Annotated in this window: 18 protein-coding genes and 1 tRNA gene; 9 read left to right on the top strand and 10 right to left on the bottom strand. The window is 70.0% G+C overall.

The features are described from left to right. The first annotated feature begins 426 nt into the window (after positions 1-426). The gene (locus tag ACIRP2_RS19220; protein ID WP_404251699.1) at positions 427-2,673 is read left to right on the top strand and encodes a transglycosylase domain-containing protein; all 2,247 of its coding nucleotides are present in this window, start codon (positions 427-429) and stop codon (positions 2,671-2,673) included. A gap of 108 nt (positions 2,674-2,781) precedes the next feature. On the opposite strand, the gene ACIRP2_RS19215 is transcribed toward ACIRP2_RS19220, so the two are convergent. Continuing rightward, complete coding sequence (locus ACIRP2_RS19215) at positions 2,782-3,246, bottom strand: GatB/YqeY domain-containing protein (protein WP_404251697.1); 465 nt, start codon at positions 3,244-3,246, stop codon at positions 2,782-2,784. A 79-nt stretch (positions 3,247-3,325) separates the two neighbouring features. Between ACIRP2_RS19215 and ACIRP2_RS19210 the strand changes: the two genes are divergently transcribed. Next, entirely contained in the window at positions 3,326-4,264 is a 939-nt protein-coding gene (locus ACIRP2_RS19210) for a metallophosphoesterase (RefSeq protein WP_404251695.1), read from the top strand. A 112-nt stretch (positions 4,265-4,376) separates the two neighbouring features. After that, a tRNA-Pro gene (locus ACIRP2_RS19205) sits at positions 4,377-4,450 on the top strand. A gap of 390 nt (positions 4,451-4,840) precedes the next feature. Here the strand turns inward: ACIRP2_RS19205 and ACIRP2_RS19200 are convergent. Continuing rightward, complete coding sequence (locus ACIRP2_RS19200) at positions 4,841-5,413, bottom strand: TetR/AcrR family transcriptional regulator (RefSeq protein ID WP_404251693.1); 573 nt, start codon at positions 5,411-5,413, stop codon at positions 4,841-4,843. A gap of 97 nt (positions 5,414-5,510) precedes the next feature. Here ACIRP2_RS19200 and ACIRP2_RS19195 point away from each other — a divergent pair, with 97 nt between their 5' ends. Next, positions 5,511-7,118, top strand: a complete 1,608-nt coding sequence (locus ACIRP2_RS19195; RefSeq protein ID WP_404251691.1) for a carboxylesterase/lipase family protein — start codon at positions 5,511-5,513, stop codon at positions 7,116-7,118. Positions 7,119-7,170: 52 nt separating this feature from the next. On the opposite strand, the gene ACIRP2_RS19190 is transcribed toward ACIRP2_RS19195, so the two are convergent. Continuing rightward, positions 7,171-7,674, bottom strand: a complete 504-nt coding sequence (locus ACIRP2_RS19190) for an FBP domain-containing protein (RefSeq protein ID WP_404251689.1) — start codon at positions 7,672-7,674, stop codon at positions 7,171-7,173. Positions 7,675-7,907: 233 nt separating this feature from the next. Between ACIRP2_RS19190 and ACIRP2_RS19185 the strand changes: the two genes are divergently transcribed. Together ACIRP2_RS19185 and ACIRP2_RS19180 are read left to right on the top strand one after the other, a co-directional pair. Continuing rightward, positions 7,908-8,078, top strand: coding sequence for a hypothetical protein (locus tag ACIRP2_RS19185; protein ID WP_404251687.1), 171 nt, complete (start codon positions 7,908-7,910; stop codon positions 8,076-8,078). 628 nt (positions 8,079-8,706) lie between these two features. After that, positions 8,707-9,513: an SGNH/GDSL hydrolase family protein gene (locus ACIRP2_RS19180; RefSeq protein WP_404251685.1), complete on the top strand. Its 807-nt coding sequence runs from the start codon at positions 8,707-8,709 to the stop codon at positions 9,511-9,513. Positions 9,514-9,790: 277 nt separating this feature from the next. Here the strand turns inward: ACIRP2_RS19180 and ACIRP2_RS19175 are convergent, their stop codons facing one another. Together ACIRP2_RS19175 and ACIRP2_RS19170 are read right to left on the bottom strand one after the other, a co-directional pair. Further along, a complete protein-coding gene (locus ACIRP2_RS19175) occupies positions 9,791-10,180 on the bottom strand; it encodes a nuclear transport factor 2 family protein (protein ID WP_404251683.1) in 390 nt (129 codons plus the stop codon). Positions 10,181-10,259: 79 nt separating this feature from the next. After that, complete coding sequence (locus ACIRP2_RS19170; protein ID WP_404251681.1) at positions 10,260-11,096, bottom strand: class I SAM-dependent methyltransferase; 837 nt, start codon at positions 11,094-11,096, stop codon at positions 10,260-10,262. A gap of 71 nt (positions 11,097-11,167) precedes the next feature. On the opposite strand from ACIRP2_RS19170, the gene ACIRP2_RS19165 reads away from it, so the two are divergent. Next, the gene (locus ACIRP2_RS19165) at positions 11,168-13,171 is read left to right on the top strand and encodes a S9 family peptidase (protein ID WP_404251679.1); all 2,004 of its coding nucleotides are present in this window, start codon (positions 11,168-11,170) and stop codon (positions 13,169-13,171) included. A gap of 448 nt (positions 13,172-13,619) precedes the next feature. Next, positions 13,620-14,501, top strand: coding sequence for an SURF1 family protein (locus tag ACIRP2_RS19160; RefSeq protein WP_404251677.1), 882 nt, complete (start codon positions 13,620-13,622; stop codon positions 14,499-14,501). 83 nt (positions 14,502-14,584) lie between these two features. Here the strand turns inward: ACIRP2_RS19160 and ACIRP2_RS19155 are convergent, their stop codons facing one another. The 4 genes from ACIRP2_RS19155 to ACIRP2_RS19140 form a co-directional block, all read right to left on the bottom strand. Next, a complete protein-coding gene (locus ACIRP2_RS19155) occupies positions 14,585-15,763 on the bottom strand; it encodes a hypothetical protein (RefSeq protein WP_404251675.1) in 1,179 nt (392 codons plus the stop codon). Positions 15,764-16,143: 380 nt separating this feature from the next. Then, entirely contained in the window at positions 16,144-16,716 is a 573-nt protein-coding gene (locus tag ACIRP2_RS19150) for a SigE family RNA polymerase sigma factor (protein WP_351086048.1), read from the bottom strand. Positions 16,717-17,075: 359 nt separating this feature from the next. Beyond that, a complete protein-coding gene (locus ACIRP2_RS19145; RefSeq protein WP_404251673.1) occupies positions 17,076-18,140 on the bottom strand; it encodes an aspartate-semialdehyde dehydrogenase in 1,065 nt (354 codons plus the stop codon). Then, on the bottom strand, positions 18,137-19,408 hold the full coding sequence (locus ACIRP2_RS19140) for an aspartate kinase (protein WP_351086044.1): 1,272 nt from the start codon (positions 19,406-19,408) through the stop codon (positions 18,137-18,139). The genes ACIRP2_RS19145 and ACIRP2_RS19140 overlap by 4 nt, the downstream gene beginning before the upstream one ends. 507 nt (positions 19,409-19,915) lie before the next feature. Between ACIRP2_RS19140 and ACIRP2_RS19135 the strand changes: the two genes are divergently transcribed. Continuing rightward, positions 19,916-20,695, top strand: a complete 780-nt coding sequence (locus ACIRP2_RS19135; protein WP_404251671.1) for a DUF2785 domain-containing protein — start codon at positions 19,916-19,918, stop codon at positions 20,693-20,695. Positions 20,696-21,318: 623 nt separating this feature from the next. Here ACIRP2_RS19135 and ACIRP2_RS19130 read toward each other — a convergent pair. After that, positions 21,319-21,978 carry a DUF5063 domain-containing protein gene (locus ACIRP2_RS19130; RefSeq protein ID WP_404251669.1) on the bottom strand — a complete coding sequence of 220 codons (660 nt, stop codon included), beginning with the start codon at positions 21,976-21,978 and terminating at the stop codon, positions 21,319-21,321. Positions 21,979-22,194 lie beyond the last annotated feature (216 nt).

The raw sequence follows: 22,194 nt of genomic DNA, 5'->3' as shown, positions 1-22,194 counted from the left end.
CTCGGACGGCTCGGGCATATCGAGAGGTCACCGTGGGACGGGCTCGCACCACCAACACAAACGCGTGATCAAGCCGAGAGGTGTTGACGCACGACGACCCTGGACGCCACCGCTCTCTTAATAGGCGTCGATGCCGGGTGAGATCTAGGCGTACGTCCAGCGCCGACGGGCGCCAACACCGCTCGTGGTGGCGGCCACGGAGGCGCCGGATGCCGCGCGCTCTGTTGCTAGGTCTTGAAGGCCAGGCAACTCCAAGGCGTCCGCCCGACGCCCACGTGACCGCCACCACTCGCACCAGACCGTGCACCGATCTACGTTGAGGCCTCGACAGCCCGGCTGCACCTGGATGTCACGGTCTGGTACTCGAACGCTCCGAGAAGCCCATGCTCCTGCGGAACGCTCATAACTACGGATTAGGCTGCCCCCATGCCAAAGAAGCGCTCGGGCGGGGGTCTCACGACGACCCAGCAGGCCGCCAAGTTCCTCGGTGTCGCCGCCCTTTCCGGAGTTGTGCTCGCGGGCATCGCGCTGCCGGCCGCCGGAGCTCTGGGTCTTGCCACCAAGGGGACGGTCCAGGGATTCGACGAGATCCCGGCCAATCTCCAGACCCCGCCGCTGAGCCAGCGCACCACGATCCTGGACAGCAAGGGCGGAACGATCGCCACGGTGTACTCGCGCGACCGCACGGTGGTCAAGCTGAAGGACATCTCGCCGTACATGCAGAAGGCGATCGTGGCGATCGAGGACGCCCGCTTCTACGAGCACGGGGCGATCGACCTCAAGGGCATCCTGCGCGCACTGAACCGCAATGTGCAGACGGGCGGGACCGCGGAGGGCGCCTCGACCCTCACGCAGCAGTACGTGAAGAACGTCTTCATCGAGGAGGCCGGTGACGACCCGGACAAGGTCGCGCAGGCCACTCAGCAGACCATGGGCCGCAAGATCCAGGAGTTGAAGTACGCGATCCAGGTCGAGGAGAAGCTCGGCAAGAAGCGGATCCTGGCGAACTACCTGAACATCACCTTCTTCGGGCAGCAGGCGTACGGCGTCGAAGCCGCCTCCCAGCGCTACTTCTCCAAGTCGGCGAAGGACCTGAAGCTGGAGGAGGCCGCGCTGCTGGCCGGCATCGTGCAGTCGCCGAGCCGTTACGACCCGGTCAATGACACGGCGGAGGCGACCAAGCGACGCAACACCGTGCTCCAGCGCATGGCCGAGGTCGGTGACATCACACAGGCCGAGGCCGACAAGGCGAAGGCCACCCCGATCAAGCTGAAGGTCAAGAAGCCGAAGAACGGCTGCATCACGGCCGTCAGCGGCGCGGGCTTCTTCTGCGACTACGTACGCAACGTCTTCCTCACCGACCCGGCCTTCGGCAAGACCAAGGAGGACCGGGCCAAGATCTGGAACCGGGGCGGTCTGACGGTCCGGACGACGCTCGACCCTCAGTCCCAGGAGTCGGTGCAGAACTCGATCAAGAGCCACGTCTACAAGTCGGACAAGGTCGCGACGGCCGTGACGCTGGTCCAGCCGGGCACCGGCAAGATCATGGGAATGGGCCAGTCGAAGCCGTACGGCTTCGGGCCCGACGAGACGCAGTACAACTACTCGGTCAACAAGAGCATGGGCGGGTCGAACTACGGCTTCCCGACCGGTTCGACGTTCAAGCCCTTCCTCGCCGCGGCGGCCATAGAGGGCGGCAAGCCGGCCACCCAGGTCTACCCGTCCCCGTACGAGATGGACTACCCGGACACGGTGCAGTCCTGCGGAAAGCCGTGGGTCAACGACGGCGTGCCGAGGTATCACCTGGAGAACGAGAACGAGTCCGAGAGGGGGCCGTACGCGCTGAGGGAGGCGATGGAGAAGTCCGTCAACACCTACTTCGTGCAGATGCTCCAGGACATCGGCATGTGCCCGGTCTCGCAGATGACCGACAAGCTGGGCGTGGTGCAGGGCGACGGCACCAAGCTGCCGCAGAACCCGTCCACGCTGACCCTCGGTTCCAACGGCCTGTCGCCGCTGACGATGGCCAGCGCGTACGCCGCCTTCGCCAACCGCGGCACGTACTGCACGCCGATCGCCATCGAGTCGGTCAAGAAGGCGAACGGCACCTCGCTGCCCGTGCCGAAGACCACCTGCTCACAGGCGATGTCGCAGACGACGGCGGACACCATCAACACCCTGCTGCGCGGCGTGGTCGACTCCGGTACGGGTCAGGAAGCCGGCCTCCAGAGCCGCGACAACGCGGGCAAGACCGGTACGACCGACGCCCGTAAGAACGCCTGGTTCGTCGGCTACACGCCGAACATGTCCGGCGCGGTCTGGGTCGGCAGCCCGTCCCAGAGCGTCGAGATGGAACACGTCACCATCGGTGGCGTGTACCGGGACAAGGTGTACGGCGGACAGGTCCCCGGACCCATCTGGCGGGACGCGATGACGGGCGCCCTCGATGGAGTGCCCGCACCCGCGTTCAACACCATCGACATCCCGGACCCGCCGAGGGGCCACGACCGCGGGGACAGGGAGAGGGACCGGCGGGGCGCCGGGGGCAGCAAGCCCGGCAAGAAGCCCGGCAACAAGAACCCGTTCCCCGGCATCAGCATCCCGCCGGACCTGACCGGCGGGAACCAGGGCGGCCACCGCGGTCAGAGCAACGCCGGCACGCAGGGCCCCTGACCCGCACGGCACATGCGCACGAAGGTGGGGCGCCCCGGATCGATCCCGATCCGGGGCGCCCCACCTTTTCGCGTACAGCCCTGTCCGCAGTCCGTGCGGCGCGCCGCCTCAGCCCGCGAGGAGCTTCTTCACCGCGGCGGCCACCCGGCCGCCGTCCGCGAGCCCCGCGACCTTCGGGTTCACGATCTTCATCACGGCGCCCATGGCCCGCGGCCCCTCGGCCCCGGCGGCCCTCGCCTCTTCGACGGCGGACGCCACGATCGCGCCCAGCTCGTCGTCGCTCAGCTGCTTCGGCAGGTACGCGTCGAGCAGCTCGCCCTCGGCCCTCTCGCGCTCGGCCTGCTCGGCCCGGCCGCCCTTGGTGAAGGCCTCGGCCGCCTCACGGCGCTTCTTGGCCTCCTTGGCGATCACCTTCTGCACCTCGTCGTCGGAGAGTTCACGCGCCGTCTTGCCGCTGACCTCCTCCTTCGCGATGGCGGTGAGGGTCAGCCGGAGCGTGGACGAGGTCAGCTCGTCACGCGCCTTCATGGCCGTGGTGAGGTCTTCCTTGAGCTTGGACTTGAGCGTGGTCATGTGCTGATTGTGGCAGGTACGGGGCGGCAGGCGCCCGCCGGTTTTCTTCGCGCCGCACGACGTCTGCGACGATGGGCGCATGCGCGCACGCTACGGAGTACCCCTGAAAGTCACGGCAGTCGGCGCTGCGGTCGGCGTGGCCGGCCTCGCCTACGCCGCCGGATTCGAGGCCCGCTCGTTCCGCCTGCGGCGGGTCACCATCCCCGTACTCCCCGACGGGGCACGCCCGTTGCGCGTACTCCAGGTCTCCGACATCCATATGGTGAGCGGTCAGCGCAAGAAGCGCGCCTGGCTGCAGTCACTGGCCGGGCTGCGCCCGGACTTCGTCGTGAACACCGGCGACAACCTCTCGGACCCCGAGGCCGTGCCCGAGCTGCTCGACGCGCTCGGTCCGCTGATGGAGTTCCCGGGCGTCTACGTCTTCGGCTCCAACGACTACTACGGCCCCAAGCTCCGCAACCCGGCCCGCTACCTCTTCGAGAAGGCCCAGGGCCGGCACGGCCTCAACGGGAACACCCCGGCGGTCGGCGTCGTCCACAACCCGTGGGAGCCGATGCGCGACGCCTTCGACAAGGCGGGCTGGCTGGGGCTGTCCAACACCCGTGGCCGCCTCGAGATCGATGGCCTGGAGATCGCCTTCACCGGCCTGGACGACCCGCACATCAAGCGCGATCGCTACGCGGAGGTGTCCGGCGGCCCCGAGACGGGTGCCGACCTCTCCGTAGGCGTCGTCCACGCCCCCTACCTGCGCTCCCTCGACGCCTTCACGAGGGACGGTTACCCCCTGATCCTGGCCGGTCACACCCACGGCGGCCAGCTCTGCATCCCCTTCTACGGAGCCCTGGTCACCAACTGCGACCTGGACACGGACCGGGTCAAGGGCCTGTCCACCCACTCCGTCGAGGACCGCCGCGCCTACCTCCACGTCTCCGCGGGCTGCGGCACCAACCGCTACACCCCGGTCCGCTTCGCCTGCCCCCCGGAGGCGACCCTGCTGACCCTGACACCCCGTGGCTGATCGGCCACGGCCTCCTCACCCCTCCCCCGCCCGCAGCGACGCATAAACCGGATTTCGTCTGCGGGCGCGGGTGGGCTAAAGTAATCGATGTCGCCGGGACACCGGCGGCGATCGGGGTGTAGCGCAGCTTGGCAGCGCGCTTCGTTCGGGACGAAGAGGTCGTGGGTTCAAATCCCGCCACCCCGACAGCTGAAACACCAGGTCAGGGGCCTGATTCACTGAGTGGATCAGGCCCCTGACCCGTTTCCGTAGATCGTTCGGGAGAAATCCGGGAGAAGGTCCTGGTCGGGCCTCCCGGTTCGCAGCCGCGCCTTGACCGCCTTCGGCTCGACCGGCCGGAGGCCGCCACGGCCCGGCGGTCATCGACTCAGGGACCCGGCGGCGAACCCGAACCAACCCGCCGACAGGTCTGCCGCGGCCCTCTCGCAGGCCTTCTCGAAAGGACTCGTGCCGGGCACCTCGGCCAGGGCTGCTCCGAGGCGTCCGCGGTGCGCCGGCAGGACCCCGATGCGGGTGACAACAAGGCGTCGGCTGTCGGGGGTCGGCATCACGAGGTCCACGCGTTCCGTTGCGGCGTCAGCGCGCGAGGTCGGCCAGACCGCGGAGCCCTTCGAGAACCTCGTCGGCAGTGGGGGCGGCCGCCGGGTCGCTGAGGTGCTGGATCAGCATGCCCGACATCAGGGCGACTTGGACGCTGCCGATGGTTCGCACGGATTCCTCGGGGACCTGGTCCTCGGGTACGCCCCTGAGTATCGCCGCCATGCCCCGGCGCCCCTGGGCGGTGCCGTCGGCCAGGGCCGCACGCAGTTCCGGCTGCCGCTGAGCCTGCATGAACAGCTCCACCGAGGCCAGCCACAGATCGGGGTGGGCCCCGAAGTCCGCGATCAGCCCCTCCCACATCTGCTCGAAGTGACGCTTCGTGGAGCCGTCGGCATCGGGGACCAGCGCCCGGCCCATCGCGTCTCCCCATTCATCGAGCATCTCGAACAGGGCCTGATTGAGCAGCGCTTCCCGGGAGCCGTAGTGGTAGCCGATGGCGGCCATGCTGACGCCGGCCGCAGTGGCGATGTCACGGACGCTGCTGCGGTCGTACCCCTTCTCCCGCAGACACTCCTTGGCGCCGACAAGCAGGGCTTCGCGGTTTCCCATGCCCCGGACCGTAACACCGGGCCCGCGCGAACGCCTCAGGCGATCGATCTATACATATGTATTGCACGATCGCGCAAAGTCTTCTACGGTCCTTGCCATGACACGCGCCAAGAACTTCTCCAAGTGGTCTGCCGCCGCACTGTCGTTGGGGCTGGGGATGGGGCTGGGAGTCGTCCCGGCCACCCCTGCCTCCGCACAGCCGGGGCCGACCGGCAGTACGGTCGTCAGCACGACCCATGGCAAGGTGCGCGGCAGCGTCGACGGACACGTGCGCAGCTTCCGGGGCATCCCGTACGCCGCCCCGCCCGTCGGCGAGCGGCGCTGGCGAGCGCCCGAGCCCGCCGCGACCTGGACCGGGGTCCGCGAGGCGACCGCCCCGGGCGCCGCCTGCGCGCAGCCGCAAGGACTCCCGGTCGGGGTTCCCAGCACGGACGAGGACTGCCTCTATCTGAACGTCACGACCCCGACCGAGACGGACGGCAAACGCCCGGTGATCGTGTGGATCCACGGTGGGAGCCTGATGTACGGCACCGGCGACATGTACGGACCCGAGCGGCTGACCACCGGCGGTGCGGTCGTCGTCTCGATGAACTACCGGCTCGGCGTCATGGGCTTTCTGAGCGATCCCTCCCTGCCCGGCGCGGACGGCCTCGGAATTCAGGATCAGCAAGCCGCCTTGCGCTGGGTCCGCGCGAACGCCGCTTCCTTCGGCGGCGACCCGAAGAACATCACGATCATGGGCCAGTCCGGCGGCGGCTACAGCGTCTGCGACCACCTCGCCTCCCCCCTGTCGGCAGGACTCTTCGACCGGGCCGTCGTACAGAGTGCGCCCTGCGCCACCGGCGGCACCCGGACCGAGGCCGAGGCAAAGGCCGATGCCGAGCGGGTCGTCGCCGCGGTCGGCTGCGAGAAGGACAGGGCGGCCTGTCTGCGGAAGACGCCGGTGACCGAACTGCTGAAGGCGTACGGAGCGTTCAACGAGCCCCGCCCGGTGGCCGGGACGACGCTGCTTCCCCTGTCGCCCGCCGAGGCCCTGCGCACCGGAAGGTTCCACCGGGTGCCCGTGCTCGTCGGGGTCAACCACGATGAGGAACGCGGTCGCGTCCTCGGCCAGGAACTGGCGCCGGGCGCCTCACCCATGAAGCCCGAGGAGTACGAGCCCGCCATCCGGGAGCAGTTCGGCGACCGGGCCGACGCCGTGCTGCAGCGCTACCCCCTGAGCAGGTTCACCTCGGCGGGCGAAGCCCTGGCCACGGTCCGCACCGACGCGACCTGGTCGGTCCCGACACTCGACACCGCACGCCTGCTGTCGAGGTGGACCCCGACGCGGATGTACGAGTTCAGCGAACGCGACACCCCCTGGTTCAAGGGATATCCGGCCCCCAGCTTCGACCCGCGCGCCCAGCACATGGCCGAACTGCCCTACCTGTTCGACCTGGCCCTCTTCGAGAACGTCAAGGACGAGCAGACGGGGTTCCGCGACCGGATGCTCCGCACATGGGTGGGCTTCGCCGCTTCGGGCAGGACGAGTTGGCCGGCCTTCCTCGGCGGGCGCGGATACGTGCAGACGCTGTCCTCCGAAGCCTGGCAGCGTGCGGACTTCACGGACGACCACGGCTACACCTTCTGGAAGAGCTTCGGTGATCCGGTTCCGTCACTCCGGTGCGCCCCTCCCGATTCCGGGACGGTCTCGCGGCGGGCCTGATCCGTCGCTCACGCGGACCTCCCCGAGAGGTGGCGGGGAGACCCGGCAGCAATCACGCCGCGGCGACCTTGGCCACGAAGGCATCCAGGTTGCCCCACATGCGCGCGCGACGCTCGTCCAGGGTCAGGGACTCCTCGTACCGCCCGGAACGCAGTTTCGGTTGCCGCTTGCCGCGCAGATACAGGGGGCAGGCGAGGTCCGCGCACATGTAGACACCGACCGTGTTCCCCTCGCGACCCCGGGCGCCCGCCAACGGAGCGGCGAGCAGAGCGACCCCGGAGGAGGCGTGGCCCGTCAGGCAGATCTGGCACATGCTGGACTTCACCGCGCTGGTGCGGCCCACCGAGGGCACACGCAACGAGATCCCCGACGGACCCTGCTCCCGGGGCAGCACGAGATGCGCCCGCAGCGGCGCTCCCGGGTCCACCCAGCCCAGGAAGTCCAGCTCCTCCCACGGCAGTTCGGCGAAGTCGAGCGGCAGTCGCAGCCGCGCCGCGTCGCCCTTCGTGCAGTTCACGAAGGACGAACGGATCTGTGTCTCACTGAGTGGTTCCACGGGCATCGACCCTAAGTCCGCCCTGTCCCGGCCGCACCCCAATATCTGCGTGATCCGGCCCCACGCGGCAGGCTCCGTCCGGCCCCGCGCGGCACCACGTCATACGCGCATCAGCCCCTTCTCCGTGTCGACGCGAGCACACCCGGCAACAGCTACCCGATATGCACAGTTCGCACTCATATGCGAATCTAGTAGTGGCCCATCGTCCGAGATCCGCTACAGGAGGCACGATCGTGGGCAAGAAGCAGAGTCGGCAGAACCGGGGTGCCCGCACCGGCGGCCACGAACGCAGCGCTGTTCCTGAGACCAAGGAGCAGACGCCGCGGACGACGGCCCAGGACACGGTGCACTCGATCTCAGAACAGGTCTCCCACCGGAAGCAGCGGAGGTTCGGCCACAACTGACCCCCGTAGATCCACGAGAACGCCCCCTGCGGCGGCAACCCCGTAAACCCGGGGCCGACCGCCCACAGGGGGCGTTCTCGTGGGGCCTACGGTTCGGTCGCAGCGCGTGGCGTCCGGATCCACGAGGACATGGAGACGAGGGGGTCCCTGACGACCCCACCGGCCGCGCGCAGCCCCCGCCGCCCCCGGCGCCCAGCCCGCCGACCCCGCAGTCCCGCATACCGGGCAGCGGGGTCGGCGCCATTTCCTCCGCACGGAGAACCGATCACCGCCGCCGGACGCTCCGGTTCGAGGCGAGAGGGCCCACCGCGCCCCGCCGCATGAACACGTCGAGCACGCGCCGAGCGGCTCGGGGGGACGCGAACGGCTGAGGCATCACCACCCCGCCCGGCCCTGAGGTCCCCGCACCCACAGACCCGACTCCGCTGCCCGGACGCGCGCTCACCACACGAAGATCCGGACGCGTCGAGAGGTTTATCTACGCGCGGAGCTACTGCCACCGAACGATCATTCGGGCATATCAGACCAGTTCTTGCTCAGCCATTACCGGCGAGTACCAAGAGCTGCTAGAAACGTGGCGCTCAATCAACCCCCCACCCACCCCCCACACTTCGGAGGGCTGACAGCCATGTCAGTACGGAGATTCTGGGCGTCCGCATCCACTCTGGTCCTCGTCGCCGCAGCCGCCCTGGGCATCGCCCAGCCGGCCTCGGCATCCTCCTCGGCCGCCGCCGGTGGGTACGTCGCTCTCGGCGACTCGTACTCCTCCGGCGTCGGCGCGGGGAACTACCTCTCCGACAGTGGTGACTGCCGCCGCAGCACCAACGCCTACCCCTACCTCTGGGCAGCGGCGAACTCACCTTCCTCTTTCGCCTTCGTCGCCTGTTCGGGCGCCACGACGAGTTCCGTGGCCGCCGGCCAGCTGGGCGCACTGAACTCCTCCACCGGCCTGGTCAGCGTCACCGCGGGCGGCAATGACGTCGGCTTCGCCGATGTCATGCAGGCCTGCGTGCTGTCCAGCGAGGCCACTTGCCTGAACAGCGTGAGCACGGCCGTTTCGCAGATCCAGAACTCTCTTCCGTCCGGGCTGAGTTCGCTCTACGGCTCCATTCGCTCGCGGGCCCCGCAGGCGCATGTCGTGGTGCTCGGCTACCCGCGCTTCTACCAGCTGAGCGGCAGTTGCATCGCCGGGCTCTCGGAGAAGGAACGGTCGGCCATCAACAACGCGTCCGATGTCCTGAACGGCGTCATCGCCAAGCAGGCGGCCAATGCCGGATTCACGTTCTCCAGCGTGGTCGACGAATTCACCGGACATGAGCTGTGCTCCGGCGACGCCTGGCTCCACAGCGTGTCGATCCCGGTCTACAACTCGTACCACCCCAAGGCCGCCGGGCAGTCGGGCGGCTACCTTCCGGCCTTCCGCTCGGCCGCGTAGGACGCGGGCGAGGGAGGTAACAGGAGTGCGGCGGGCCGCCGGGACACTTCCGACGCCCGCCGCGCTCCTGTCGCGTTCGGGCGCGGCCACGTCGTTCGAGACCCGGGCGCGTCGCCACGCCCCACGGGCGGTTCGCTCCGGATCCGGGCGGCTGTGCCCGGTCGGTACGGGGCAAGGGCGAGCGGTGGCGAGCACGGCGGACGACTCCGACGTGACGGACGACCGGCCGGACGCCAAGCGGAGCACAGTCGGCGTCTCCTGTCTCCCGTCGGGCGGTTCAGTACCGTTCGACGAGGTGCTCACGGCCCGCCGGAGGCTCGTACGGCTCGGGCCAGAAGTCGGTGATCCCGCTTATCCGGCCCTCCTCGTCGAACGTGAAGAAGTGGATGGCGTGCAGCTCCTGCAGGCCGACCGTGAAGAGCGTCCGGGCAGCGGCCTGCCGCCCTTCCCGGTCGGCCACGACCTGTTCGACACGGACGCGCCAGTCCCCCGGGTACTCCCGGTTGAAGCGCACGTACCGCTCCTTCCCGCGGATGCGTTCGCGAGTCTGCGGCAGGTCGTACAGCACCTCGTCGGCGAGCGTCGTGGCGAAGGTGTCCCAGTCGCGGGCGTCGGCCGCGGTCCAGTACGTCTCCACCGCGGTGCGCAGATCAGCAGTCGTGGTCATGGTTCGAGTCTGAACCCCACCACTGACAATCGGTCTTGAGCTCTGGGTGTCGACCCTGTGCCCTGGTGTCGGCCTTCGGTCAGGAGTCGGCCGGCCGCGACGCCTTGATCGAGTACATCAGCGGGATGCGTGGACGATCGGCGGGGAAGCGGTAGGAACCGTCGCCCTGTCGCTCCAGCGACGAGAAGCGGGCGAACAACGAGATGTCGTGCTCGTGCAGGAACTCGATCCGCAGCCCGGCCGCCGCCAGTGCCGACACCACGTCACCGATCGGATGCTGCCACTCGACGCTGCGGTTGTGGACGGTCGGTGCGTCGAAGTCCGCGTACGTGCCCGGTGATTCGTCCACCCACGCGTCACGGCTGAAGTAGTCGTGCACGACCTTCGTGCCGGTCGAGTCGTCGAGGCAGTCCGTGATCGGATGGAATTCCGCGAGGTAGAGGAAGCCGCCGGGCGCCACCAGCGATGCGGCGGTCTCGGCCCAGCGATGGGTGTCGGGCAGCCAGTTCAGCGCGCCGACACCGGTGTAGACGATGTCGTACGACGCGTCCGGCACGGCCTCCGCCGCGTCATGGACGTCGGCCGCGACAAAGGCCGCCCGGTCCTGGGTGAACCCGAGCTCGCGGGCCAGGCCGCGCGCGGTCTCGACGGCCGGTTCGGAGAAGTCCAGACCGACGACGTGCGCGGCACCGTGCCGGGCCCAGGAGAGGGTGTCGACCCCGATGTGGCACTGCAGATGCAGCAGCGACTTGCCGGTGACGTCCCCGACCTCGGCGAGTTCGAAGTCGCGCAGGGCGTCCTTGCCTGCCCGGAAGGATTCGAGGTCGTAGAAGTCGCTCACGGCATGGATGGGGACCCGTTCGTCCCAGTGCGCGCGGTTGGCCTCGTGCCAGTCGGCGGGGGTCGGTGCATGCATGTCCGGGAGGTTATCCACAGGCTGCGGACGATGCGAACGGATTGTCGGCGTTCCGGCGCAGAATGGGGGACATGACTGAGATCACTGGTTCGACGGCCCCTTCCGCCCCGGCGACCGCTTCCGCGTCGGCTCCGGCCCCGACTCCGGCATCGGCGTCGGCTTCCGTGCCCGAGTGGGAGCAGCGTTTCCGCGCGTCACGGGTATCACTGCCCGACTGGGCGGAGGACGCACCGGACCGCGCGCTGTTCGTCTCCAATGCCACGGGCACCTACGAGCTCTACGCGTGGGACCGCGCCACCGGCGAGCAGCGTCAGGTGACCGACCGGCCGAACGGGACGACGGACGGCGTGCTGGCACCGGACGGCGAGTCGATCTGGTGGTTCGACGACACCGACGGGGACGAGTTCGGTGTATGGATGCGGCAGCCGTTCCGCGTCGGCGAGGGCGGGGAAGCGGTGGACGAGCCGGCGGCGCCCGGTCTCGGCGCCTCCTACCCGGCCGGGCTCGCGATCGGGCGGGACGGGACGGCGGTGGTCGGCCGTTCGACCGACGAGGACGGGACGACGATCCATGTCGTACGGCCCGGTTCCGCGCCGGTCGAGATCTACCGGCACCGGGAGTCGGCCGGCGTCGGCGACCTCAGTCATGACGGCACGCTGATCGCCCTGGAGCACACCGAGCACGGCGACGCGATGCACTCCGCGCTGCGTGTGGTGCGGCCGGACGGGACGACGGTCGCCGAGCTGGACGACACCGAGGGCGGCACCAAGGAACTCGGCCTCTCCGTGCTGGGCTTCGCCCCCGTCGCAGGGGACACGAGGCTACTGGTGGGGCATCAGCGCCGGGGCCGTTGGGAGCCGATGGTCTGGGACCCGATGACGGGGACGGAGACGGACCTCGCGATCGATCTGCCCGGTGACGTGGGCGCCGAGTGGTACCCGGACGCCTCCGCGCTGCTGATCGTGCACGGCTTCGAGGCCCGCAGCGACCTGTGGCGGTACGAGCCGGGGGCGGGAGGCGCTCCCGTCCGGGTGGAGACCCCCGCGGGTTCGGTGTCGGGTGCCACGGCCCGGCCGGACGGCACCGTGGAGTACCTGTGGTCGTCGGCCGCGCAGCCTCCCGTCATCAGGTCCACCTCGGGTGCGGTGGTGCTCGATCCGCCCGGCCCCAAGGCGCCCGCATCCGTGCCCGTGGAGGACGTGTGGGTGGACGGGCCCGGAGGCCGCGTCCACGCGCTCGTCCAGCGGCCAGCCGCACCGGCCGAGGGGCCGTTCCCCACGGTCTTCGAGATCCACGGCGGTCCGACCTGGCACGACAGCGACGCCTTCGCCTCCGGCCCCGCCGCCTGGGTGGACCACGGCTACGCGGTCGTCCGGGTCAACTACCGCGGCTCCACCGGATACGGCCGTGCCTGGACGGACGCGCTCAAGCACCGGGTCGGCCTGATCGAGCTGGAGGACATCGCCGCGGTACGGGAGTGGGCGGTGAAGTCCGGTCTCGCGGACCCGGCGAAGCTGGTCCTGGCCGGTGGTTCCTGGGGCGGCTATCTGACCCTGCTCGGCCTCGGCACGCAGCCGGAGGACTGGGCCCTGGGCCTGGCGGCGGTTCCGGTCGCGGACTACGTCACGGCGTATCACGACGAGATGGAGGACCTGAAGGCGATGGACCGGACGTTGCTGGGCGGCACTCCGGAGGAGGTTCCCGAGCGTTTCGAGGCCTCGTCCCCGTTGACGTACGTCGACGCCGTCCGTGCGCCGGTCTACATCTCGGCGGGCGTCAACGACCCGCGATGCCCGATCCGCCAGGTCGAGAACTATGTGGACCGGCTGAAGGGACGTGACGCGGTGCACGAGGTCTACCGGTACGACGCGGGGCACGGTTCGCTCGTGGTGGAGGAGCGGATCAAGCAGGTCCGCCTGGAACTCGACTTCGCCCGACGCCACCTTGCCGCGGATGGCGCCCCCGCAGTCCCCGCCGCCTCCGCGGTCCCCACCTCCGCCACCACCGTCCCCTCTCCCGCCCCTGCCGTCGTTCCTTCGAACCCGTCCGGCGAATCGATGCCGTCCGGCCAGTAGGGACGCCCGCCTCCTCCTCTCGCCCGGCGCCGCCCGTCGGCCGTCTCGAGCACGTCGGGCGACGGAGAGCGAAGCGGAAACGGCACGCGACGGCCGACACCGCGGGGCGGGGGCTGGGGCCGGGCGGTGGTGGGCGGTGGGCAGGACGGCCGGTGGGAACACCACGCGGAGACCCGACGGGCGTCGTCGTACGGTCGCGGAGGCCCCGACGAGGGCGCCGCAGTACGGTCGGCGGGGGCCCTCACCCCGCACCGCAACGCAACACCCCGCGCCGTCCCGCAATGCCCCCGCCAGGAGCGCGCCGCACCGCAACGCCCGGCCCCGCAATGTCCCCGCCCGCGGCGCGCTCTCACCGCGGCGGTCCCTCCGGGGCTCCGTCGGCGGCGCTGCCGCTCCCCAGTCGGCACCCCGCGCCGAGCGACCGGGGCGGGGACCGTACCGTGGAGGGGTGTACCGGTTCCTGCTGACCCCGCGATGGTGGGGGATCAACCTTTTCGTCGTGCTGGCCATCCCGTTCTGCATCTTCATGGGTACCTGGCAGCTCGGCCGCTTCGAGGACCGCGTGCAGACGCACGACGCCGCCGAGAAGCAGCCTGCCCCGGGCACGAGGGCCGCCAAGCCGATCGATGACCTCCTGCCCGTCGACACGGTGACCTCGGGCCGCCCCGCCACCGCCACCGGCCGGTACGCCGACCAGTTCCTGGTGCCCGGTCGGAAGCTGGACGACAAGAGCGGCTTCTACGTCCTGAACATGCTCCGTACGGACGGGGGCAAGGCCCTGCCGGTGGTCCGCGGCTGGCTGCCCGGTCGGCCCGGACACACCGCCGTACCCGCCGCGCCGACCGGCGAGGTCACGGTCACCGGCGACCTTCAGGCATCCGAGAACGCCGGAACCACCGGCGTCGACTCGGGCGGCGGGCTCCCGCCCGGCCAGCTCGGCATGATCAGCGCCGCGTCCCTGGTCAACCTCGTCCCGTACGACGTCTACGACGCCTGGGTGACCCTCCAGGACACCGACGCCACCGGCTCGCTGCGTCCCGTACCGGCCGCCGTACCGCAGGGCACCGGGCTCGACCTGAAGGCCTTCCAGAACCTCGGCTACACCGGCGAGTGGTTCGTCTTCGCCGGGTTCGTGCTCTTCATGTGGTTCCGGCTGGTCCGCCGCGAGGCCGAAGCGGCGCGCGACCTGAAACTTGGTCTCGTCTCGGACGCGAATGAGGGCACGGGCTCGACCGCGGACGCCGAGGCGGACACCCGGCCCGCGGACGCCACCGACGCAGCCGACACAACCGACGCGGCCGATCCCCGTGTGAGCGCCGACGCCGGCTGAGGGCATACGTGTGAGGGGGCCGACCGGTTCGACCGGTCGGCCCCCTCACATGTGTGGCGTGCGTCGTACGCCGTATCCCCACGTCACGTCGCGGGGGCGAGCACCCCGGTCCGGTAGATCGTGCCCGAGCAGGCGTTGGCGATCTTGGCCTCCGCGACCGGCGCCCCGGCCTCCGGCGTGTGTGTGACGGCGACGCTGCCGTCCAGCGTTCCACCGCCGTCCTCGCCGCCGAGCTGCGGGGCCGTCTCCGTGTTCCCGTCGGTGCTACCCGCACCGGAACCGGCGACAGCGGCACCGCCCGAGCCGCCCGACCCGCCCGCGCCTTCCGTCGGTGTCGGGCTCGGTGAGCCTCCGACGGTCGGACAGGTGTCCTTCGGCACCCAGGCGAACTTCACCTCGTACGCCATGGACGGCTTCAGCAGCACCGTCCCCTGCTCCTGCGAGGGGTCGGGCAGCCCGGACGCCGCGTCACCCGCGGTGTGCTGGACGACCATGATCCTCGCCGGGTCGGCCGCGCCCATCGCCTGGAAGCCCACGCTGCCGCTGCTGCTCACCGAACAGTCCGTGCCCGAGACATTGGCGATCCGGAAGGTCCCGTACACCGTGCCGTCGGCTCCGGCAGCGCCCGTCTCGGCCGAGGCGACGGCCAGTTGGCCCGGGTCGCAGGTCGGCATCGAGGCCGCCGCGGAGGCGACCGGGTCGGAGACGCCGCCGGCCAGACTGCCGTCGGAGCCCTGACCACGGCTGTCGGACGGGCTGCTCGTGCTCGTGGGCTGGTTCCGGCCGCTGCCCTGCTCGTCGCCGCTGCCGCCGTTGCTCTTCCCGCCGGTTCCCGCGCCGCTCTCGGTGCCGTTGCCTCCCTGTGCCTGCTCGCCGTGCCCGGCTATCGCCGGATTGGCGTTGTTCGAGCCGTCGGAGTTCGCGACATGGACGAAGGCGGGGATCGCGGTGCCGATGAGCAGCGCCGCCGCCGCCATGCCGACGACGGCCTGCCGCCGCCTGGCACGCCGGGCGGGCACCGCTCGGTACAGGTGGTCGAGGGTGCCGTCGCGGGGTTCGATGTGCTGGACGGCCCCGTGCAGCATGCGGCGCAGTGCGACCTCGTCCATGTCCGCGCCACCACCGTCTCCCGCGCCGGACCCCAGGCCCGTACCGGCCCCCGTACCCGTGCCGGAGCCCGCGCCGAAGAGGCTGCTCAGTCCCCCGAGCTCAGCCGTCACAGCTGTCCCGGCGGCCTCGGTGACCTCGTCCGTACCTTCCACGGACACGAGGCCCTGACGCCCACGATCCGCACCGTCCGCACGGCGCACATCCGCAGCCGCACCATCCCTGTCCGAACCGTTGCTGTCCGAACTGTCACTGTCCGAACTGTCACTGTCCGAACCGCCCCTGTCCGAGCTGTTCCCGTCCGAGCCGTCCGCAGCCGGTTCCTTCACGACCGTGCCGACCGTGTCCGAATCATCCGTGTCCGAGTCGTTCACGGGCGGTCCGCTCATGTCCGAGCCGTCCATGGTCGAATCGTCCGTGTCCGCATGCACGTCCGGGGTGTTCTCCGGCCCGTCGTTCACAATTCCGTTTCCAGTCCGGTCAATCCGAGGCTCGCGCTCGTGGCCGTTGTCGTCCCTGCGGTCGCGTCGGCTCATCACTGCGCCTCCATCACAACGCGCAACGCCGCGATCCCGCGGGAGCCGTAGGCCTTGACCGAGCCCAGGGATATGCCGAGCGTCTCGGCCACCTGAGCTTCCGTCATGTCCGCGAAGTAACGCAGCACCAGCACCTCCCGCTGGCGCCGTTGCAGCCCCCGCATCGCCTTGATCAGCGCGTCCCGCTCCAACTGGTCGTACGCGCCCTCCTCTGCACTCGCCATGTCCGGCATCGGCTTGGAGAGCAACTTCAGCCCGAGGATGCGGCGACGCAGCGCGGAACGCGACAGGTTGACGACGGTCTGGCGCAGATACGCGAGCGTCTTCTCGGGGTCCCGTACCCGGTTGCGCGCCGAGTGCACGCGGATGAACGCCTCCTGCACCACGTCCTCGCACGAGGCGGTGTCGTCCAGGAGCAGCGCCGCGAGGCCGAGCAGCGAACGATAGTGGGCGCGATAGGTCTCGGTGAGATGGTCGACCGTGGTTCCGGCAGCCACGCTCTCCTCAGCGCCCTCGCGCTGCGACGGCAGCCGCGCGGGACGCGCAGCGGGCATGGGCGCGATCACCGGCATACCGCCGGGTGCGCGGGGCCTTCTGAGCGGACGCACCGAAGCGCCGCGCAGGGGGCCCACCACTGTGATATCGAGAACCTCTGCCACGCCAGTTGGACACGTTTCCCCCCGTCAGGGTTGTACGCGCGCGGCACCGCGTTTGGCGCGGTGCGACATGCCCTCATACGTACCTGCTCTTCCACAAATGCCCCGAACATGCGCCCCGCCGCGCAAGAGGTGACCGCAAAGACGCGCGCTTTCCGGCCAACGGTTGCAGTGGGCCGGAAGGTCATCGTCGGACACCTCAACACCCCAGCTCAAGAGGCTCAGACCTTCAACTTGCTCACAGGTCATTCACAGAGAGTACAAAACAGGTTCGATCAGGACCGAGGGAATTCGGCGGCCACCGACTCGGCGATCTGCGCCACGTTCAAGGCCGCGCCCTTGCGGAGGTTGTCGCCACAGACGAACAGTTCAAGACACCGGGGATCGTCCAGTGACCTGCGCACCCGCCCGACCCAGGTCGGATCGGTACCGACGACGTCGGACGGCGTCGGGAAGTCCCCTGCCGCCGGGCTGTCGTAGAGCACGACACCCGGCGCCGTCGCCAGGATCTCGTGGGCCCGGTCGACCGCGATCTCGTTCTCGAACCGCGCGTGCACGGACATCGAGTGCGTCGCGATGACGGGCACGTACACACAGGTCGCCGCCACCCGCAGGCTCGGCAGGTCCAGGATCTTGCGGCACTCCTGGCGGATCGCCAGCTCCTCCGACGACCAGCCGTCCCCGGCCTCGGTCCCGGCCCAGGGCACCACGTTGAGCGCCACCGGCGCGGCGAAGGGACTGCCTTCCGTGTCCCCCACGGCCCGGCGTACGTCCCCGGGCTTCGTCCCCAGCTCCGTACCGGCCACCATCGACAGCTGTTCGCGCAGCGCCGCGACGCCGTCGCGGCCCTCCCCGCTCACGGCCTGGTACGAGGAGACGACCAGTTCCCGCACCCCGAATTCGGCGTGCAGCGCGCCGACCGCGACGATCAGCGAGAGCGTCGTGCAGTTCGGGCTCGCGACGATGCCGCGCGGCCTGATCCGTACCGCATGCGGATTGATCTCCGGCACGACCAGCGGAACGTCCGCGTCCAGCCGGAACGCGGCGGAGTCGTCGATGACGACCGTGCCCTTGGCGGCGGCGATCGGCGCCCACTGCGCGGAGACGTCGTCGGGCACCAGGAACAGCGCCACGTCGACGTCGTCGAAGACGTCCTCGGTGAGTGCGAGGACCTCGCTCTCCTCACCGCGCACGACCAGCTTGCGGCCGGCCGAACGCGGCGAGGCGATCAGCTTCACCTCGCCCCAGACATCCGCGTGCTGCGAAAGGATCTGGAGCATGACGCCGCCGATCGCCCCGGTCGCTCCGACGACCGCGAGCGAAGGGCGGCGGGAAGTCATCGGCCGGTGCCCCCGTAGACGACGGCCTCGTCGGAGTCGCTGTCGAGGCCGAAGGCGGTGTGCACGGCGCGCACGGCCTCGATGACGTCGTCGGCGCGGGTGACCACCGAGATACGGATCTCGGACGTGGAGATCAGCTCGATGTTCACCCCGGCGTCCGACAGCGCCTCGAAGAAGCCCGCAGTGACGCCCGGGTTGGTCTTCATACCGGCGCCGACCAGGGAGATCTTCGCGATCTGGTCGTCGTAGCGCAGCGACTCGAAGCCGATGGTGCCGCGGTTGCGCTCCAGGGCGTCGATGGCCTTGCGGCCCTCGGCCTTCGGCAGCGTGAACGAGATGTCCGTCAGCCCGGTCGACGCGGCGGAGACGTTCTGCACCACCATGTCGATGTTGACCTCGGCGTTCGCGATGGCGCGGAAGATCGCGGCGGCCTCGCCCGGCTTGTCGGGCACGCCGACGACGGTGATCTTGGCCTCGGAGACGTCATGGGCGACTCCGGAGATGATCGCGTGCTCCACCTTCTGGTCCCCTTGCGGCTCGTTGCTGACCCAGGTTCCGCGCAGTCCGGAGAAGGACGAGCGGACGTGGATCGGAATGTTGTAGCGGCGTGCGTACTCCACGCACCGGTGCAGCAGCACCTTGGAGCCGGAGGCGGCCAGCTCCAGCATGTCCTCGAAGGAGATCCAGTCGATCTTCCGGGCCTTCTTGACGACCCGCGGGTCGGCGGTGAAGACACCGTCCACATCGGTGTAGATCTCACAGACCTCGGCGTCCAGCGCGGCGGCCAGCGCGACCGCGGTGGTGTCGGACCCGCCGCGACCGAGGGTGGTGATGTCCTTCTTGTCCTGGGACACACCCTGGAACCCCGCGACGATCGCGATGTTCCCCTCGTCCAGCGCCGTGCGGATACGGCCCGGCGTCACATCGATGATGCGCGCTTTGTTGTGGACCGAGTCGGTGATGACGCCTGCCTGGCTCCCGGTGAACGACTGGGCCTCGTGGCCCAGGTTTTTGATCGCCATCGCCAGCAGGGCCATGGAGATCCGCTCTCCGGCGGTCAGCAGCATGTCGAACTCGCGCCCGGCAGGGATCGGGGATACCTGCCCGGCGAGATCGATCAACTCGTCCGTCGTGTCGCCCATCGCTGACACCACGACAACCACCTGGTTGCCGTTCTTCTTGGCATCGACGATTCGCTTGGCGACGCGCTTGATGCCTTCGGCATCGGCTACGGAGGAGCCTCCGTACTTCTGCACGACAAGGCCCACGTGCGCTCCTCGCTCAGTCCATTACTGCGGTCGGCTCAGTTTAACGAGCAGTCCGGAAACGCCCCGCTGATATCACATGGTGAGATGTCCCGCTCAGCACGTGATCATCGGCGTGTCGCTCCGAACTGCTCGTACGGGGCTGCTGCCCGCCGATCGGGCACGCACTCCCGTATGTGGTCCAGCCCACACGTGCGGCGAGCCGGCCCACGATTCAGGGGCCACTCCCTCCAGCGTGGACCGGAATCCCACGGTCCGCCCTTCGGAGGCCCCCACCATGCGTAGGACGCCCCGTGTGTGCTCACCGCACTCCCGTACTCACTGCACTCCCCCTGCCCCTCGCACCGGCCGTCGTCCCCCTGTCCCGTCTCCCGCCCCTGCGGGCGGGTGGCCTTCGGTCCGAGACGGGAGGGGTGAGCGGGCCCCCTCCCCGACACGCGTCCATGCCGCCGCCACGTCCGTCCGAGCCGCCCCCGAGCGCCTGACGGGGCAAGCCTTAGGCTGACCGGCGTGACGGACTGGCGGAACCTCCTTCTCGACGACACCGTTCGCCCCACACCGGAGTTGGTCGCCGAGCTCAGTGCCGGCCTGCGCTGTGCCGACCCGGTCGTCCGGGACGAGCAGGCATACGTGCTGCTGAGCCGCTGGATCCCCGATCTCCCGGCGGCGATACGGGCTTCCCTCGGCTCCGAGATGGCGACCCGTTTCACCGACCCCGAGATTCAGAGCAGGACGTTCGCACCTCTGATCCTCACGGCTCTGGTACGGCAGGGTGACTACGACCGAAGTTGGGAGACGGCGTTCGCCCGCTGGTATCCGGCCGAGACGGACCTTCGGGAGTACGACGCGAAGCTGGGCTGGTTGCACGCCGTCGCCCACGGGGCCGATCTCCTGGGCGCCCTCGGCCGCAGCCCCCGAACCGACCCCGTGCCCCTGCTGGACCTGGCCTGCGCACGGCTGATCGCGCCCACGACCCATCTCTTCGACGCCATGGAGGACGACCGGCTCGGCCTCGCGATCGCCCTGACCCTGACCCGACCGGAGCTGACCGAACAGCAGTCGGTGGAGTGGCTGAAGCCGATCGTGGCCGACTTCGAGGCCGGAGAGCCCGGCCCCGTTCCCGCGCACGCCTCCAACACCATGCGGACGCTGCGGGTGCTCCATCTGCTCGCCGGCAGAGGGGTCCGGCCGCACCCGTACACCGGCGAACCGCTGCCCCTCGGCCATGCCGGGGCGGTACGCGAGGCCGTGGCAGCGGCGCTCGCCGTCACTTCCCCGTACGCCGGATAGCCGGATGGCCGCGAGGCGATCGGCACCCGGGGCGTACGGCCCGGTACGCACGGGCCGGTCGTGCGGGGACCGTGCCGCGCGCCGGAGGCCGATCTGCCCGGATCTCGGCCCAGGGGCCGGCGCTCCCGGCCCGGAGATCCACGGACCGGGCCCAAGGACCCCGTCGCTCCGCCGATGAACGTCGAGGGGGTGGGGGCACGTCCCCCGGTACGTGCCCCCACCCCCCTCGACCGCCTCCTGATCGCGCCGCTACGTCAGCACGGCGATCTCCCTGTCGGTGAGCGCGCCGGCGAAGGGGCGTACCACCCACGGTGAACGACCAGGCGGGCCGGCCGTCGGCCTGCCGCAGGCCCAGCGTGAACGCGGGCCCCTGCCCGGCGTCCTGACTGAGAACGGCCCGACTGCCGTCCACTGCGGCACGCCCACCCATCGCGCTCTTCGTCGACCCACACCTCTGGTCACACGCACAGCCCTCCCCTTCACGGTCCGTGATCGTCACAGGCCGCAAGGAGGTCAACAACGCGCGCTGACAGCAGCACAGGCTTTTTGTGCGGCCGAGGTGGTGGCCGGAGGCATCCCGGCCCGCAGCGCCCGACAGTCGGCGGGCACTGCCGTCCACCGGCCTACTGCACCGGCCGCAGGCCCAGCGGGCCCGCGATTTCCGCAGCCATCACCCGGCCCGCTTCCTCGGCCAGTTCGTCGTCGACCGTCTCCGAGTCGGTGTCCAGGCCGTCCAGCTCCTGGAGGGGCTGGTTGAGGCGGATGTGGGCGATCAGGGACTGGAGGGCGCGCAGGGTGGCGGATGCGGTGGAGCCCCAGTTGGAGAAGTAGGAGAACTGCCACCACCACAGGGCCTCGGTCGTGCGGTCCTCTTCGTAGTGGGCCAGGCCGTGGCGCAGGTCGGTGACCAGGTCGGCCAGGTCGTCGGAGATACGGGCCGGGACCGGGGCCTTGCGGGGCTCGTACGGGTCGAAGACCTCGGAGTACACGTCGATCGGCTCCAGCAGCGCGGCGAACCGCTCGCGCAGGCCGTCGGCGTCCGGCTCCGCTCCGAGGTCCGGCTCGTAGCGCTCGTCCGGGACGATGTCCTCGTACGCACCGAGCCTGCCGCCCGCCAGCAGCAGCTGGGAGATCTGGAGCAGCAGGACGGGGACGGCCTCCTCGGGTTCCTCGACCTTGGACACCTCGGTGACCGCGACGATGAACGTCTTGATCTGGTCGGCGATCTGGACGGCGAAGTCGTCCGGGTCCTGCGTGACGGAGTTCAGCGTGGCGTCAGACATCGAGGGGACCTCCCGTGGGCACGGTCGCGAACGGTGAGTAGAACATAGCGTCGCTGAACGTAAAGCCGTCGTGAGTCGATGCAAGAACATCGGGCGCAGCGGTCGTGCATACGGCGGACGTCGCGGTCGCGAGTGCGCCGGATGCGGCGGTCGCAAGCGCGGCGTGCGCCGTGGTCACGAGTGCGCCGGATGTCGCGAGTGCGGCGCGCGTCGTGG

The organism is Streptomyces sp. NPDC101194 (assembly GCF_044767885.1).
In the GTDB taxonomy this organism is placed as follows: domain Bacteria; phylum Actinomycetota; class Actinomycetes; order Streptomycetales; family Streptomycetaceae; genus Streptomyces.
The sequence above is the reverse complement of the archived record's forward strand: the minus strand, read 5'-3'. Positions and strand labels throughout refer to the sequence as shown.

Coding starts and splice junctions, on each gene's coding strand:
- ACIRP2_RS19150 (WP_351086048.1), bottom strand. CDS start 16,716: ATGCCGGTGATCGCGCCCATGCCCGCTGCGCGTCCCGCGCGGCTGCCG.
- ACIRP2_RS19130 (WP_404251669.1), bottom strand. CDS start 21,978: ATGTCTGACGCCACGCTGAACTCCGTCACGCAGGACCCGGACGACTTC.
- ACIRP2_RS19195 (WP_404251691.1), top strand. CDS start 5,511: ATGACACGCGCCAAGAACTTCTCCAAGTGGTCTGCCGCCGCACTGTCG.
- ACIRP2_RS19165 (WP_404251679.1), top strand. CDS start 11,168: ATGACTGAGATCACTGGTTCGACGGCCCCTTCCGCCCCGGCGACCGCT.
- ACIRP2_RS19175 (WP_404251683.1), bottom strand. CDS start 10,180: ATGACCACGACTGCTGATCTGCGCACCGCGGTGGAGACGTACTGGACC.
- ACIRP2_RS19210 (WP_404251695.1), top strand. CDS start 3,326: ATGCGCGCACGCTACGGAGTACCCCTGAAAGTCACGGCAGTCGGCGCT.
- ACIRP2_RS19145 (WP_404251673.1), bottom strand. CDS start 18,140: ATGACTTCCCGCCGCCCTTCGCTCGCGGTCGTCGGAGCGACCGGGGCG.
- ACIRP2_RS19220 (WP_404251699.1), top strand. CDS start 427: ATGCCAAAGAAGCGCTCGGGCGGGGGTCTCACGACGACCCAGCAGGCC.
- ACIRP2_RS19170 (WP_404251681.1), bottom strand. CDS start 11,096: ATGCATGCACCGACCCCCGCCGACTGGCACGAGGCCAACCGCGCGCAC.
- ACIRP2_RS19215 (WP_404251697.1), bottom strand. CDS start 3,246: ATGACCACGCTCAAGTCCAAGCTCAAGGAAGACCTCACCACGGCCATG.
- ACIRP2_RS19200 (WP_404251693.1), bottom strand. CDS start 5,413: ATGGGAAACCGCGAAGCCCTGCTTGTCGGCGCCAAGGAGTGTCTGCGG.
- ACIRP2_RS19180 (WP_404251685.1), top strand. CDS start 8,707: ATGTCAGTACGGAGATTCTGGGCGTCCGCATCCACTCTGGTCCTCGTC.